The 14,139-nt window shown below is 58.0% G+C and carries 12 protein-coding genes; 8 read left to right on the forward strand and 4 right to left on the reverse strand.

Annotation, left to right across the window (positions count from 1 at the left end; translation table 11 throughout):
* From QRN38_RS03010 to QRN38_RS03045, 8 genes are all read left to right on the forward strand, one after another.
* Positions 1–1,026 (forward strand): ion channel, encoded by a 1,026-nt coding sequence (locus QRN38_RS03010; RefSeq protein WP_005769107.1) that lies wholly within the window; start codon positions 1–3, stop codon positions 1,024–1,026.
* A complete protein-coding gene (locus QRN38_RS03015) occupies positions 1,023–1,679 on the forward strand; it encodes a DUF2491 family protein (protein WP_005769109.1) in 657 nt (218 codons plus the stop codon). The genes QRN38_RS03010 and QRN38_RS03015 overlap by 4 nt, the downstream gene beginning before the upstream one ends.
* Before the next feature lie 13 nt (positions 1,680–1,692).
* The gene (locus tag QRN38_RS03020; protein ID WP_003382929.1) at positions 1,693–2,118 is read left to right on the forward strand and encodes a DUF350 domain-containing protein; all 426 of its coding nucleotides are present in this window, start codon (positions 1,693–1,695) and stop codon (positions 2,116–2,118) included.
* Between the two features lie 27 nt (positions 2,119–2,145).
* The gene (locus tag QRN38_RS03025; protein ID WP_005769111.1) at positions 2,146–2,895 is read left to right on the forward strand and encodes a DUF1190 domain-containing protein; all 750 of its coding nucleotides are present in this window, start codon (positions 2,146–2,148) and stop codon (positions 2,893–2,895) included.
* An 11-nt stretch (positions 2,896–2,906) separates the two neighbouring features.
* Positions 2,907–4,064: a glutathionylspermidine synthase family protein gene (locus tag QRN38_RS03030; protein ID WP_057417765.1), complete on the forward strand. Its 1,158-nt coding sequence runs from the start codon at positions 2,907–2,909 to the stop codon at positions 4,062–4,064.
* A gap of 520 nt (positions 4,065–4,584) precedes the next feature.
* Positions 4,585–5,940 carry a DUF1329 domain-containing protein gene (locus QRN38_RS03035; RefSeq protein ID WP_005769116.1) on the forward strand — a complete coding sequence of 452 codons (1,356 nt, stop codon included), beginning with the start codon at positions 4,585–4,587 and terminating at the stop codon, positions 5,938–5,940.
* Positions 5,941–6,171: 231 nt separating this feature from the next.
* Positions 6,172–7,200 carry a WD40/YVTN/BNR-like repeat-containing protein gene (locus QRN38_RS03040; protein ID WP_074846350.1) on the forward strand — a complete coding sequence of 343 codons (1,029 nt, stop codon included), beginning with the start codon at positions 6,172–6,174 and terminating at the stop codon, positions 7,198–7,200.
* Positions 7,201–7,227: 27 nt separating this feature from the next.
* On the forward strand, positions 7,228–9,618 hold the full coding sequence (locus QRN38_RS03045; protein ID WP_057417764.1) for an efflux RND transporter permease subunit: 2,391 nt from the start codon (positions 7,228–7,230) through the stop codon (positions 9,616–9,618).
* A 348-nt stretch (positions 9,619–9,966) separates the two neighbouring features.
* Here the strand turns inward: QRN38_RS03045 and QRN38_RS03050 are convergent, their stop codons facing one another.
* The 4 genes from QRN38_RS03050 to QRN38_RS03065 form a co-directional block, all read right to left on the reverse strand.
* Complete coding sequence (locus QRN38_RS03050; RefSeq protein WP_007245175.1) at positions 9,967–10,407, reverse strand: hypothetical protein; 441 nt, start codon at positions 10,405–10,407, stop codon at positions 9,967–9,969.
* Positions 10,408–10,536: 129 nt separating this feature from the next.
* On the reverse strand, positions 10,537–11,121 hold the full coding sequence (locus QRN38_RS03055) for a PAAR domain-containing protein (protein ID WP_057429853.1): 585 nt from the start codon (positions 11,119–11,121) through the stop codon (positions 10,537–10,539).
* A gap of 336 nt (positions 11,122–11,457) precedes the next feature.
* The gene (locus tag QRN38_RS03060; protein ID WP_002554489.1) at positions 11,458–12,171 is read right to left on the reverse strand and encodes a FadR/GntR family transcriptional regulator; all 714 of its coding nucleotides are present in this window, start codon (positions 12,169–12,171) and stop codon (positions 11,458–11,460) included.
* 114 nt (positions 12,172–12,285) lie between these two features.
* A complete protein-coding gene (locus QRN38_RS03065; protein ID WP_005769126.1) occupies positions 12,286–14,028 on the reverse strand; it encodes an IlvD/Edd family dehydratase in 1,743 nt (580 codons plus the stop codon).
* Between the last annotated feature and the right edge of the window lie 111 nt (positions 14,029–14,139).

A 14,139-nucleotide genomic window follows, 5' to 3' on the forward strand; every position in this document is an offset into this window, starting at 1 on the left:
ATGACTCTGCTCCTGTTACTTCGGCGTCACACCTCGTCGTTTTTCGAGCGTTTCGGCTGGGCTGGCATCGGCATGCTGTTACTGGTGCACTATGGCGTTTCCTGGCTGTTGCTGACGCTGGCCGGTGAAGAGCACCTGTTGCAGGGGGCTGACTTCACTTATTTCTACCTCACCACTGCGACCACCGTCGGCTATGGCGATCTGTCGCCCAAGTCAGGGTGGGGCAAGCTGGTCACCACCACCTGGATCATGCTGGGTGGCATTGCCTTGCTGACCACGGTCATCGGCAAGGCGTCGACGTCGGTCGGTGATATCTGGAGAAGGAACATGAAAGGACAAGGCGATTGCTCGGCGCTGACAGGTCATACAGTGTTGGTTGGCTGGGACGGAGAAGCCAGCGAGCGCATCGTCGAGCTGCTCGGTCAAGACACCTCTACCAGCCGGGCCGGGCTTGTTATCTGCGACTCGATCATCACGGAAAACCCGCTGCCGGGCAGGGCGTCGTTCATCAAGGGCGATTCTCTGGATTCGCCGGCGGTGCTGAGCCGCGCGGGGGTTGTGGGCGCGCAGAGAATTCTGGTCCACACCCAATCCGACAGCCTGACACTCGCCATCGTACTGACGCTCAAAAGCCTCGGGCCGACCGGTCATGTGGTCGCGCACTTCAATAATTCCGAACGGGCCGCGCTGGCCAGAACCTACGCACCCGAGCTGGAATGCACCTCGAACATGGCCATTGAAATGCTGGTTCGCTCCGCGCAGGACCCAGGCTCGAGTTCGGTGATCACCGAGCTGCTGTGTGTTGGCGTGGGTGCCACGCAGTACCGTCATGTGTTGCCTGCCGACTTCGCCTGCTCCTGCGGCGAGCTGTACATACGCATGCGCCAGGAATTCAATGCCACGCTGATTGGTTATCGCTCCTCAACCATGCAGCAGTTCGAGATCAATCCGGCCAACGATATGTCTATCCTGGGCGGGGAAATTTTCTACATTGCCTCCAGTCGACTTCAAGGAAACGCACTATGAGCTGGTTCAAACGTGCCATGGGTCTGGAAGCACCCAAGGCGTCGGGTCGTGAGGGTGACGCGTCGGCCAACCCGCTGGGGCTGGCCTCCGGGCGGATGTTATGCCTGGACAGCTCATTGAAGCTGTTGCTCGACGGGCATTCGGAAGTGGTCGTGCCTGGTGATGAAAAGGTCTGGGCCGTAGGGCGTGTCGATCTGGGCCAGGCAATGGCCCTGCATCGTTTCTACCTCGATAACGAGGATTACTTTCTGCAAGTGGTCAGCAACGGCCCCAACCCGGAAGACGTTCAGGACATCATCCTGTTCGGTTATTACAGCGCCGAGCCGATCACCAACAAGGATGAGCTGCTGCGCCTGACCGGCCCGTCGTCGAAGATCGGCCTGCCCACCTACGAGCACGATGGCGAGGAATTCGAGCGGCAATGGGGCACTTCACCGGGCCAGACCGAACTGACGCCCCTGGACGAAGATATCGTCAGCCCTGATGCTGCCTATCGCGTGAAACACCTGAGCATGCTGTACGCCCGCGAAACGGGACTGATAAACCGCCGTGAGTTTCTGCTGTTTTCCGTGGAGGAAGACGAAGAGGGCAGCATCACGCTCACCACGGCGGTTGGCATAACGCTGCAATCCACTGATATCAACGTTCTCTGACAAGGAAATTCTCATGATCGACGCGCTGCGTATGTCGCTCAATGCCACCGCTGTATTCGGCTTCGTTATGTACATTCTGGTGGCGGCGATTCTGTTCGCCCTGTTCCAGTTCATCTACAGCAGGATTACGCCGCACAAGGAGTTCGCGCTGATCCGCGAAAACAACAGTGCCGCCGCGCTTGCGCTGGGCGGTTCACTGATCGGTTTCGCGTTGCCGGCCAGTAACATCATCACCTACAGCATCAGCATTCTGGACGTCATCGTCTGGGTGGTGATTGCCGCCGTGGTGCAGTTGTTGGCGTTCGGCGTCACCAGCCTGGTGCTCAAGGGCCTGTCGACGCGCATCGCCAAAGGCGAAATGGCCGCCGCTATCTATTCGGCCAGCGTCGCAATCAGCGTCGGTCTTCTCAACGCCGCCTGCATGACCCCTTCGGTCTGACGGCAGCCTTGGACAAGGAGACTCACGATGAGACGTAGTTCAGTAAAGCTGGTGCTCGCCAGCACGCTTCCCCTGGCTCTCGCCGCCTGTGGCCCGTCGGAAGACAAGGACACTTTCAACGCAAAGGCCAACTTCAGTTCGGTGCAGGAATGCGTCGATGCCAAGGTGCCGGTCAATGTCTGTTCGGATGCCTACATGCAGGCGCTGTCCGACCATCGTCGCATCGCGCCGACCTACGATGACAAGGCGTCTTGTGACGCTGACTTCATACCGGATTATTGCCAGGTCACTTCGGACGGCAAGTACGTGCCGAAGCTCGGCGGCTTCGAACTGGGTTTTTCCGGGCATGTGCCCAAAGAGGCGCTGGACCGGGCCAATCAGGAAGTCGCCCAGTCCGCGCCCGCAGGCATGAGCGGCACTACCGGGCTGATGGCCGGTTTGCTGATCGGCAATTTGCTCAGTAACGGTTTCGGTGGTGGCAGCCGTTATTACTCGCAGCCTATCTACCAGACACGTGATGACCGTGGCGGTTATTACAGCTCATCCTTGCCCAGCCAGATTGATCGCGGCAAGACCTTCGGCCGTTCGAGTCAGGCGCAGTCCAGCCCGGACCGCAGCTATGGCAAAAGCACGCTGGGGCGCAACCTGGGCAGTTCAGGTTCTGGCTCGTCGTCGGTGTCATCGACCATTTCGCGTGGCGGTTTCGGCAGTCAGGCTTCGGCACGCAGCGGCTGGGGCGGCAAGAGCAGCAGCGGCAGCAGCAGTTTCGGAGGCTGACGGAGCGCGCCATGAAAAAGATCAGCATCGAAGAACGCCCTGACTGGCGTGCCACCGCCGAACGTGAAGGCTTCAACTTTCACACCATCGACGGCGAGCGCTACTGGGATGAGCGCGGTTATTACCTGTTCACCGAACAGCAGATTACCCGCGATCTGGAAGCGCCGACCCAGGCGCTTCACCAGATGTGCATGGATGCGGTGGCGCGGGTGGTGGACAGTGAGGAGCTGCTGCACCAGTTGGCCATTCCAGCAGCGTTTTTCGATGTAATTCAGACATCATGGAAGCAAGGGCACCCACATCTTTACGCACGCTTTGACTTCGCCTACGACGGTACGGGCCCGGCAAAGATGTACGAGATCAATGCCGATACCCCGACCAGCCTGATGGAGGCTGGCGCGTTTCAACTGCTCTGGCTCGAAGAGCAGATGGCGCGTGGGGTATTGCCGGCGCATGCCAGCCAGTTCAACTCGATTGCCGAGGACCTTGTTCGCGCCTTCGCCGAGTTTCCGGGGGCAAGCCCGTTCTACTTTGCGGCGATGTCCGGCTCTGTCGAAGACCGTGGCACCACCGATTTCCTGCGGCGCATGGCCGCGCACGTCGGTATCGATGCCAGGCACATCGACATCGAGGACATCGGGCCCGATGACCAAGGGCGTTTTGTAGACCTGGACGGGCGCTGGATCGAGCGCTTGTTCAAACTGCATGCGTGGGAACATATCTTTCACGAGGCATTCGGCAAGAACGTTACGGCCAGCGGCACTCAGTTTGTCGAGCCTGCCTGGAAGGCGATCCTCAGCAACAAGGGGATCTTGCCGTTGTTGTGGCAATTCAATCAAGGCCATCCGAACCTGCTGCCTTCGCGAGTTGATCAGGACGTCACGAAACCGGTGCCCAAAGGGTGGGTGCGCAAGCCGTACTTTTCCCGCGAAGGCGCCAACATCGAAATGCGCACGCCGAGCGACCAGGTCATTGCGGTCGATGGTCCTTACACCGATGCGCCTTACATTCTTCAGGCGTACTCGCCACTTCCGAAGTTTGGCGACAGCTACACACTGATCGGCTCGTGGGTTATTGGCGACCTGGCATCAGGAATCGGCATTCGTGAAGATGACAGCCTGATCACCAAGGATACCAGCCGGTTCCTGCCCCACGTAGTTATCGATTAAACCCTTGTTTATTGAAAAAGGTGTTACTTATGAAAGATAAGTAACACCTTCGCTGTTACCGTCGGTTTTTTCTGCGCTCGATAACCGGTAAACACGCCAGGTTTTTTCATGGATGTCTGACAATTAAACAGGCCGCAACCACGGTGTTGCGTTCTGAAATATAAGTCGTTCGCTTTTCGTCTGATCTGTACTTTATACAAAATAAGATCTGTTGTTTTTTCTCGTGTTGGCATTCGGGTTGCATTGTTGTGGGCACTCCTGGATGCCTGTCCCGTCGACGTGTTTAGTGCGTGTTTTAAGTTCTGGAAGTTTCCTACAACTTGACGTAAGGCATACAGATTTTTGCAGGATCACACGCTGGCTGAATGCCTTGCTTGTCTCTTGACGATAATGGCGCGGGGCAGTCGTTACGTTCGTCGCACTAACAATAATACCGTTTACAACGGAAACAGCACCGGTCTGTGTGTCAGCCCATTGTCCGGGGCTGGTCAGGCAAGCCGGTCATGTAAGGAGAACCAACATGTTCATGAAACACCTGATGGGGGTCGCGCTGGTGCTGCTGATCGCGATCAACACCAGCCTGGCCGGCGATGTCACGCTGCTGGGCAGCCGGCTGACGCCTCTCGGCGGCGAGATGGCCGGTAACGACGCCGGAAGCATACCGGCCTGGAGTGGCGGAATTACCCGCCCGCCGCCTGGTTATAAAGGCTCCGGTACACGGCATGTCGATCCGTACGCCGCTGACAAGCCTCTGTTTACCATCACCCACGCCAATCTGGAACACTACCGCGCGCGGCTGACGCCTGGGCAAGTGGCGATGTTCGAGACCTATCCCGACACTTATCAAATGCCCATTTACCCGACCCGGCGCTCCGGGTCGGCGCCACAATGGGTATACGACAACACGCGCCGCAATGCCGAAAAAGCCAGGTTGATCGCTGATGGCAACGGCTTTGTCGATGCCTACGGCGGAATACCATTTCCTGTTCCGGAAAAAGGCATTCAGGCCATATGGAATCATATCGCCCGCTACCGCGGTCATTACGTGGTGCGCAAAGCTTCAGAAGTCGCGATACAGCGTGACGGTAGTTTCAAACCGGTCATCACGCGGCAGGAAATCCTGTTCCGTTTCTATGACCCGCGCGGCAGCTTCGCCAGTCTGGACAATGTGCTGTTCTACTACCTGTCGTTCACCCAGTGCCCGGCGCGCATGACCGACTCGGCGGTGCTGGTCCATGAAACGCTGGATCAAGTGCAGGAACCCCGGCAGGCGTGGGCCTACAATGCCGGGCAAGGGCGGGTGCGACGTGCACCGAGCCTGGCTTACGACCTGCCGATCCCGGCCTCGGATGGCCTGCGCACGGCAGATGATACCGACATGTTCAACGGCTCACCGGACCGTTATGAATGGACGCTGATGGGCAAGCGCGAAGTGTATATCCCTTACAACAATTATCGGATTTCCAGTCCCGATATCGCCTACCGGCAGCTGTTGCAGGTCGGGCATATCAACCCGGCGTATACGCGCCATGAACTGCACCGGGTGTGGGTGGTGGAGGGCAGGCTCAAACCCACGGCGCGGCATGTCTATTCGCGGCGCACCCTGTATCTGGACGAAGACAGCTGGCAGGCCGCAATCGTCGATCAGTACGACGGTCGCGGTCAGTTGTGGCGGGTCTCCATGGCCTACCTGAAAAACTATTACGAGCTGCCTACCACATGGTCTGCACTGGATGTGTTTCATGACCTGCAAGCGCGGCGTTATCACGTCCAGAACCTGGAAAATCAGGCGCCCGGCACCAGCGACTTCTCCCAGCCTGTGCCCGGTGCAAACGCCTTTAAACCGGCTGCGCTGCGCCGGACAGGCTTTCGCTGACGACCTGTGCAATGACGGTCTGGCGGACTTGGTCGATCAGCAATCGTGATGATTGATCAATCACATCCTGCGCGCTTAACAAAAGATAACGACATGCCGATTGTCAGGCATTTGCAAAACTGCCTAGGATGGCCGAGCTTCCAGAAAGGCGGGGCCAGACGCTTGCGGACGTCCGGTTCAAGACGCGCTGATTGGTAACAGCCACCTGATAATAAGAAAGGGGAGAAGTCCATGCGTGAGCCTTTCCACTGGCGCACTCGGTTATGCACGGGCATGTCCCTGGCGATCTTTACGTGCTGCTCGTTTGCCGATTCGGCTCCCGTTGCCGCAGCCGCTGCGGACACCGCCGCGTATGCCGTCGAATCAGCCAAAGCCTCACGCGGCCTGTTGCTGGATGTCGCCCATGCCGGTGCACGCCTGGTCGCAGTGGGTGATCACGGGCATATTCTGTATTCCGATGACCAGGGCAAGACCTGGAGCCAGGCCCGAGTGCCGACCCGCCAGCTACTGACGGCGGTGTTCTTCGTCGATGAGCAGCACGGTTGGGCGGTCGGCCACGATGCGCAAATCCTCGCCAGCAGCGATGGCGGCAAAAGCTGGAACAAACAGTTCGAGGACTTGAAGCGCGAAGCACCGTTGCTGGATGTCTGGTTCAAGGACCTCAACAACGGTTTCGCCATTGGCGCGTATGGCGCGTTGCTCAACACCGGCGACGGCGGCCGGCATTGGCAGGACGTCAGCGACCGGCTGGACAACGAAGATCAGTACCACCTGAACGGTATCGCTCAGATAAAAGACGCAGGGCTGTTTATCGTCGGTGAAGCGGGCAGCATGTTTCGTTCTCGCGACGAGGGGCAAACCTGGGAAAAGCTCGAAGGTCCTTATCAGGGCTCGTTGTTTGGCGTCGTCGGCACCGCGCAGCCTGCCACGTTGCTGGCTTACGGTCTGCGCGGCAACCTGTTTCGCTCCAGTGATTTTGGTGACACCTGGCAACCCATCGAACTGAACGGCGCACGCGGGCCGGTCGAGTTCGGTCTGGCCAGCGCCACGTTGCTGACCGATGGCACATTGGTGCTGGTCGGCAACGGCGGCAGTGTCATGCGCAGCACTGATGACGGTGAGACATTCGAGGTCTTCAACCGCCCCGATCGCATTTCGCTGGCGGGAGTCACCGCTAATCTTCAAGGCAATCTGATTCTGGTAGGACAGGGCGGCGTACGCGTCACCTCGCCGACGGGCGCCGAGACGACCCAACAATAAGACCTTTCAGGGCGGGGACCTTCAGGCATGAGCAATCTTCAACACCCAGCACATTCAGATGACAAGGCAACCTTTCTTGAGCGCCTGATTTTCAATCATCGTCCGGCCGTGATTATCCTCTGCCTGCTGGCGAGTATTTTTCTGTTCTGGCAGGCCACGCAGGTTCGGCCTTCCACCAGTTTCGAAAAGATGATCCCGCTGTCTCATCCGTTCATTCAGAACATGATGAAGCACCGCAACGATCTGGCGAACCTGGGCAATACGGTGCGCATTTCCGTAGAAGCGGTGGATGGCGACATTTTCTCCAAAGAATATATGGAGACCCTGCGCCAGATCAGTGACGAAGTATTTTACATTCCCGGCGTGGACCGTTCTGGTCTTAAATCGCTCTGGAGCCCCAGCGTGCGCTGGACCGAAGTTACCGAGGAGGGCTTTGCTGGGGGCGAAGTCATTCCACAGAGCTACAACGGCTCGGACGCCAGTCTTGATCAGTTGCGCAACAACGTGCTCAAGTCCGGGCAGGTAGGGCGGCTGGTCGCCAACGACTTCAAGTCGAGCATCGTCGACGTGCCGCTCCAGGAGTCGTACCCGGACCCGGCCGATCAGGGCAAGTTGCTGGCGCTGGACTACCAGCAGTTCTCTCATCAGCTTGAAGAAAAGATCCGCGACAAGTACCAGGCGCAGAACCCGAACATCAAGATTCACATTGTCGGTTTCGCCAAAAAAGTCGGCGACCTGATCGACGGTTTGTTCATGGTGGTCATGTTCTTCGGCATCGCTTTTCTGATCACGCTGGTGCTGCTGATCTGGTTCACCCGCTGCATCCGCAGCACCGTTGCAGTGCTCAGCACCACGCTGATTGCAGTGATCTGGCAGCTTGGCCTGATGCATGTGGTGGGTTTCGGTATCGACCCCTATTCCATGCTGGTGCCGTTTCTGATTTTCGCCATCGGTATCTCGCACGGCGTGCAGAAGATCAACGGGATTGCCTTGCAATCCAGTGAAGCCGAAAACGCCCTGACCGCTGCGCGTCGCACGTTTCGCCAGTTGTTCCTGCCGGGCATGATCGCGATTCTGGCGGATGCGGTCGGGTTCATTACTCTGCTGATTATCGACATCGGCGTGATCCGCGAACTGGCGATTGGCGCGTCCATTGGCGTGGCGGTGATCGTCTTCACCAACCTGATCCTGCTGCCGGTGGCCATTTCCTACGTGGGCATCAGCAAAAGGGCTGTCAGTCGCAGCAAGCAGGACGCGGTGTCCGAGCATCCTTTCTGGCGCCTGCTGTCGAACTTTGCCAGCGCCAAAGTCGCGCCGGTCTCGATCGCGCTGGCAGTGCTGGCCTTTGGTGGCGGCCTTTGGTACAGCCAGAACCTGAAAATCGGCGACCTGGACCAGGGTGCACCGGAGCTGCGCCCTGACTCGCGCTACAACAACGACAACGCGTTCATCATCAAGCACTACTCCACCAGTTCCGACGTGCTGGTGGTCATGGTCAAGACGCCGCCAGAGGGCTGCTCGGCGTATTCGACCCTGTCGGCGATCAACGAACTGGCCTGGAAGATGGAGAACACCCAAGGCGTGCAGTCGGCCATTTCGCTGGTGACCGTTTCCAAGCAGGTCATCAAAGGCATGAACGAGGGCAACCTGAAATGGGAAAGCCTGTCGCGCAACAAAGACGTGCTGAATAACTCCATCGCCCGCGCTGATGGCCTCTACAACACTGATTGCTCGCTGGCCCCGTTGCTGGTCTTCCTCAACGATCACAAGGCCGAAACCCTCGACCGCGCCGTGCACGCGGTGCAGGATTTCGTCAGGCACAATGACAAACCAGACATGCAATTTCTGCTGGCTGCCGGCAACGCCGGGATCGAAGCGGCGACCAACGAAGTCATTAAACAGTCCGAGCTGGTGATTCTGGTGCTGGTGTACATCTGCGTGGCCGCCATGTGCATGATCACCTTCCGCTCCTGGGCGGCGACTTTGTGCATCGTCCTGCCGTTGGTGCTGACGTCGGTATTGGGTAACGCACTGATGGCGTTCATGGGCATCGGCGTCAAGGTCGCGACCCTGCCGGTGGTGGCGTTGGGCGTGGGCATCGGCGTCGATTACGGTATCTACATCTACAGCCGCCTGGAAAGCTTCCTGCGCGCCGGTTTGCCCTTGCAGGAGGCCTATTATCAAACCCTGAAATCCACCGGCAAGGCCGTGCTGTTCACCGGCCTATGCCTGGCTATTGGTGTGTGCACCTGGATTTTTTCGGCGATCAAGTTCCAGGCCGACATGGGCCTGATGCTGACCTTTATGCTGCTGTGGAACATGTTCGGCGCACTGTGGCTGCTGCCAGCGCTGGCGCGGTTCCTGATCAAACCGGAGAAGATGGCGGGGAAGGTGGGCAACTCGCTGTTTTCGCATTGAGCCCGTGGCGGCCTGTCACTCTGCGTTCTTTTAACTATCGTGCCAATGCTCTGCGTTGGCATGCAGTTCGTGACGCTCTGCGTCACAAATTGGTGTCGCGCCGCTTACTTGGTACAGGACGCAGAGCGTCCAGAACGGCATTCCCACGCGGAGCGTTGGAACGATGACTTACGCCTCAAGATGACTATCGTGCCAATGCTCCGCGTTGGCATGCAGTTCGTGACGCTCCGCGTCACAAATTTGCGCCGCGCCGCTTACTTGAGACAAGACGCAGAGCGTCCAGAACGGCATTCCCACGCGGAGCGTTGGAACGATTATCTAAAAACGTCCAGCATCATGATGCTCTCGTTATTGAGGGGGCACGCGAGTAGTGCGATCACCCATGCAATCAGGGAGATTGGGGCCAATCGAGATCATTCCGGCCGATACCTCACTCGATCCGTCTCCCCAATCCAGTGGCCCACTCGCTGACGCCAGATCGTAAACCTCTGTCTCTGAAATCAACTCGCCAGTGCGATGATCATAGAGCCGAAAAAACGCAGGGTACTCCCACAAGGATAGCCACCTTCTTGGCACCTCACTATCCGGGTGTGGCATCGAATGAAACATCATCGGGAGAACCCAGAGTGGTTTGAACAGCTCCACTCGGTAACAGCCTCCAGGGCTTATGTCAGGCTCGCCAGAGCGTTCCGCTAACCCTTTTTCCCACCATTCCGATGCGGTCCAGAGACTACCGGCGATAGTAATGTAGGCTATACAAAATTTGAGCCGTTGTGAAAGTGGTTTCATTTACGGACTCCCAATTTTATGATCTGATCAGATTTTTTCCATAAAATGTCTGAGTAAATTGGGGCAAGGCGTAGTAGGTATCGGGGCCCAAGGCGTTGATGCGCTGGAAATCGTTCAGGGACATCGGGGTTACTCCATGATCGGCCAAGGGGCGGTGGTTGCGAGTTGTAATGCGATGACCGCAGGGCTTGTATGGCGGCGGCTGTAGCCTTGCAGGTCAAGCGCGCCAATGGCGGTGCACCGTTGGTCTTGCATGACCACATAGACCAGATGGCCAAGACTGGAACGCTTTTGATTGAACAGACGAAAACGTTCATCGCATACAATTGGCCCCCGTTCGCCCACCAACGAATTAACCGATTGCACACCCCCATCCACCAAGCACTTGCTGGCCACACTCTGATCATTATCCACGGAAGTATCAGGCGCAGACTGCACAACACTCGACCGCCTCTCAACCCGAAAGAAACTCTGTTGCCTGGATATCAACCGAGCCCCGCAACTGGTCAGATCGCCCTCCAGGGCGATGATGTTTCCTTCGATATGAAAGTTGTTTTCTTCGCCGATGATTTTGCTGGCGCCATGCAGTGGACAGATGACGTCACAGCCCCTGTGCGCTACGGGGAAACCATTGATTTGCTTTGTTTGATCGCCATTGATAACAGACCCTCCGTGGTCTGTGGTATCGCCCTGGACGATGGCCGGAAGTTTCATGCAACTCTCCCTGAGTCGTGTTTTCTACCGGCCGCACGAATCCCTGACATCTGATTTTTTTAATCGACGTGTATGAACAGGCGCGGTGTCTTAATTAATGTGCAGGGATAGATATCATTACTTTATGTTTTCGGAAATGGCAGATCGCTATTTACGGTATTTAAGGACTGAGCTTACGCTGGGCTGATAAAACTCTTACCTATGGGCTGGATATTTCCCACAGAAATAGAACATTCAGAGGTGGGTATCGGTAATCGATAGGGTTCGCCCTGCTTGATTGATAAATACGGCGAACAGACAGACCCAAGACGTTATCGATTCAGTTGAACCGACTGATCAACCGCCGCCTAACACTACGCTCAGCGCATTGCGCGCATCGTCCAGTTGCACCAGCGAGGCATGGCGTGCGCCGAGGGCGTCGCGGTTCTGGATGGCGGTAAGGATGGCTTTGTGGCGGGGCATGGCCAGCTCGTGCAGGTTGGGGCGTTTGTTGGAGTATTTGAGTGCTTCGCGCAAGGCCAGTGACAGCATGTTGCACAAGTGCGCCAACAGGTCGTTGTGGGTGGCGTCGGCGATCCGGCTGTGGAAGTCGAGGTCCGGTTGCAGCAGGTCTTCCGGCGTCGGTGCGGCTTCCATGCGCAGGTAGGCTTCGTGGATCGACTCGATTTCTGCGTCCGTGGCATGTTGCGCAGCCAGCGCAGCAACAGCCGGCTCGATGACGGCGCGCACGCTGGTCAGCAAGTTGAAGAATTCGTTCTGCGGCGAGCTTTGCATCACCCAATGCAGCACGTCCGGGTCCAGCAAGTGCCATTCGCGGCGGGCCTTGACCACCGTGCCGACGCGTGGGCGTGAGTAAACCAGCCCCTTGGCCACCAGCACTCGGGTGGCTTCGCGCAGTACCGGACGGCTGACCGCGTATTCTTCGCAGAGCAACGCTTCGGCGGGCAGCTTTTCGTCAGGTTTGAAACGGCCGGATACGATCTGCATGCCCAGTTCCTGGACGATACGGGCGTGCATGCTTTTTCGGTCGGAAGGCTTTCGGTAGTCCATGGGAACGCAAGTCGGTCCTGGCGGTGATTGCTGGGCATCATACCATCGCACAACGGTTGCGGCGGTCGCCAGAACAGGGACCGCCGCTTCTTTTAATGCAAGTAGTGCAAGTGACTAGTGCGAGTGACGAGGCACTTCGGAACCCCGGCAACCGACCAGAAAGTCGAAATCACAGCCTTGATCGGCCTGCATCACTTTATCGATATACAGTTGGCGATAGCCGCCAAGCAACAATTGTGGCGGGGCTTGCCATTGCGCCAGGCGTGCGGCCAGTTCGGCTTCCGGGATGTCCAGATGCAGACGGCCGCTGGCGCAGTCAAGCTCGATCCAGTCGCCTTCCTTGACCACCGCAAGCGGGCCACCGGCGGCCGCTTCCGGAGCGACATGCAGAACCACCGTGCCGTACGCTGTGCCGCTCATGCGTGCATCGGAAATACGTACCATGTCAGTCACACCCTGAGCGAGCAGCTTGGCCGGCAGACCCATGTTGCCGACCTCGGCCATGCCCGGATAACCCTTGGGGCCACAGTTCTTGAGGACCATTACCGAGCTGGCGTCGATGTCCAGATCCGGGTCGTTGATCCGCGACTTGTACATTTCGAAATTCTCGAACACCACCGCACGGCCACGATGCTGCATCAGTGCCGGTGTGGCGGCTGAAGGCTTGAGCACGGCACCCAGCGGGGCGAGGTTGCCGCGGAGCACACAGATGCCACCGTCGGCCCGAATCGGGTTGTCCAAGGCACGGATTACCTGATCTTCACCATAGATGGGGGAATTGCAGGTGTTCTCACCGATGCTCTTGCCGTTGACCGTCAACGCATCCGGGTTGGGCAGCAGTCTGGCTTCGTTCATGCGGCGCAGCACGGCGGGCAGGCCACCGGCGTAATAGAACTCTTCCATCAGGAAACGCCCGGACGGTTGCAGGTCGACGATGGTCGGCATGCCGCGGCCCATGCGGGTCCAGTCGTCCAGGTCCAGATCGACGCCAATGCGTCCGGCGATGGCCTTGAGGTGGATAACTGCATTGGTCGAACCGCCGATGGCCGCGTTGACCCGGATGGCATTTTCAAAGGCGGCCTTGGTGAGAATCTTCGACAGGCGCAAGTCTTCGCGGACCATGTCCACTGCGCGCATGCCGGACATGTGCGCCAGCACGTAACGGCGCGAGTCCACCGCAGGAATGGCGGCGTTGTGCGGCAACGAGGTGCCCAGTGCTTCAGCCATGCAGGCCATGGTCGAGGCCGTGCCCATCGTGTTGCAGGTGCCTGCCGAGCGGGACATGCCGGCTTCGGCGGAGAGGAATTCATCCAGGCTGATAGTCCCGGCTTTGTAAGACTCGTGCATCTGCCAGACGATGGTGCCGGCACCGATGTCCTTGCCTTCATGCTTGCCGTTGAGCATCGGCCCGCCGGTCACGACGATGGCCGGGATGTCGCAACTGGCGGCACCCATCAACAGTGCAGGCGTGGTCTTGTCACAGCCGGTCAGCAACACGACACCGTCAATCGGGTTGCCGCGAATCGCTTCCTCGACGTCCATACTCGCCAGGTTGCGGGTAAACATTGCAGTGGGGCGCAGGTTGGATTCGCCGTTGGAGAACACCGGAAACTCGACCGGCCAGCCACCTGCTTCGATCACGCCACGTTTGACATGCTCGGCAATCTGCCGGAAATGCGCGTTGCAAGGGGTCAGCTCCGACCAGGTATTGCAGATGCCGATGATCGGCTTGCCCTGAAACTGATGGTCGGCAATACCCTGATTCTTCATCCAGCTACGGTACATGAAGCCATTCTTGTCGGCGGTGCCAAACCACTGGGCAGAACGGAGGGTCGGTTTTTTATCGGAGTCAGACATGATCGGCTCTCTTATTGTAAGACTTAATGACGACGCTGCTGGCTAAGGTAAGCCTAAAAAACCCGTATTGGAAGAGTTGTCAGTTCAAATAGTATTACTATATAGTCGATC

Source organism: Pseudomonas sp. CFBP2511 (assembly GCF_030209255.1).
GTDB classification, from domain to species: Bacteria; Pseudomonadota; Gammaproteobacteria; order Pseudomonadales; family Pseudomonadaceae; genus Aquipseudomonas; species Aquipseudomonas avellanae.

Bases quoted from the DNA above. Each gene is read 5' to 3' on its own strand.
- QRN38_RS03010 (WP_005769107.1), top strand. From the start codon at position 1: ATGACTCTGCTCCTGTTACTTCGGCGTCACACCTCGTCGTTTTTCGAG.
- QRN38_RS03015 (WP_005769109.1), top strand. From the start codon at position 1,023: ATGAGCTGGTTCAAACGTGCCATGGGTCTGGAAGCACCCAAGGCGTCG.
- QRN38_RS03020 (WP_003382929.1), top strand. From the start codon at position 1,693: ATGATCGACGCGCTGCGTATGTCGCTCAATGCCACCGCTGTATTCGGC.
- QRN38_RS03025 (WP_005769111.1), top strand. From the start codon at position 2,146: ATGAGACGTAGTTCAGTAAAGCTGGTGCTCGCCAGCACGCTTCCCCTG.
- QRN38_RS03030 (WP_057417765.1), top strand. From the start codon at position 2,907: ATGAAAAAGATCAGCATCGAAGAACGCCCTGACTGGCGTGCCACCGCC.
- QRN38_RS03035 (WP_005769116.1), top strand. From the start codon at position 4,585: ATGTTCATGAAACACCTGATGGGGGTCGCGCTGGTGCTGCTGATCGCG.
- QRN38_RS03040 (WP_074846350.1), top strand. From the start codon at position 6,172: ATGCGTGAGCCTTTCCACTGGCGCACTCGGTTATGCACGGGCATGTCC.
- QRN38_RS03045 (WP_057417764.1), top strand. From the start codon at position 7,228: ATGAGCAATCTTCAACACCCAGCACATTCAGATGACAAGGCAACCTTT.
- QRN38_RS03050 (WP_007245175.1), bottom strand. From the start codon at position 10,407: ATGAAACCACTTTCACAACGGCTCAAATTTTGTATAGCCTACATTACT.
- QRN38_RS03055 (WP_057429853.1), bottom strand. From the start codon at position 11,121: ATGAAACTTCCGGCCATCGTCCAGGGCGATACCACAGACCACGGAGGG.
- QRN38_RS03060 (WP_002554489.1), bottom strand. From the start codon at position 12,171: ATGGACTACCGAAAGCCTTCCGACCGAAAAAGCATGCACGCCCGTATC.
- QRN38_RS03065 (WP_005769126.1), bottom strand. From the start codon at position 14,028: ATGTCTGACTCCGATAAAAAACCGACCCTCCGTTCTGCCCAGTGGTTT.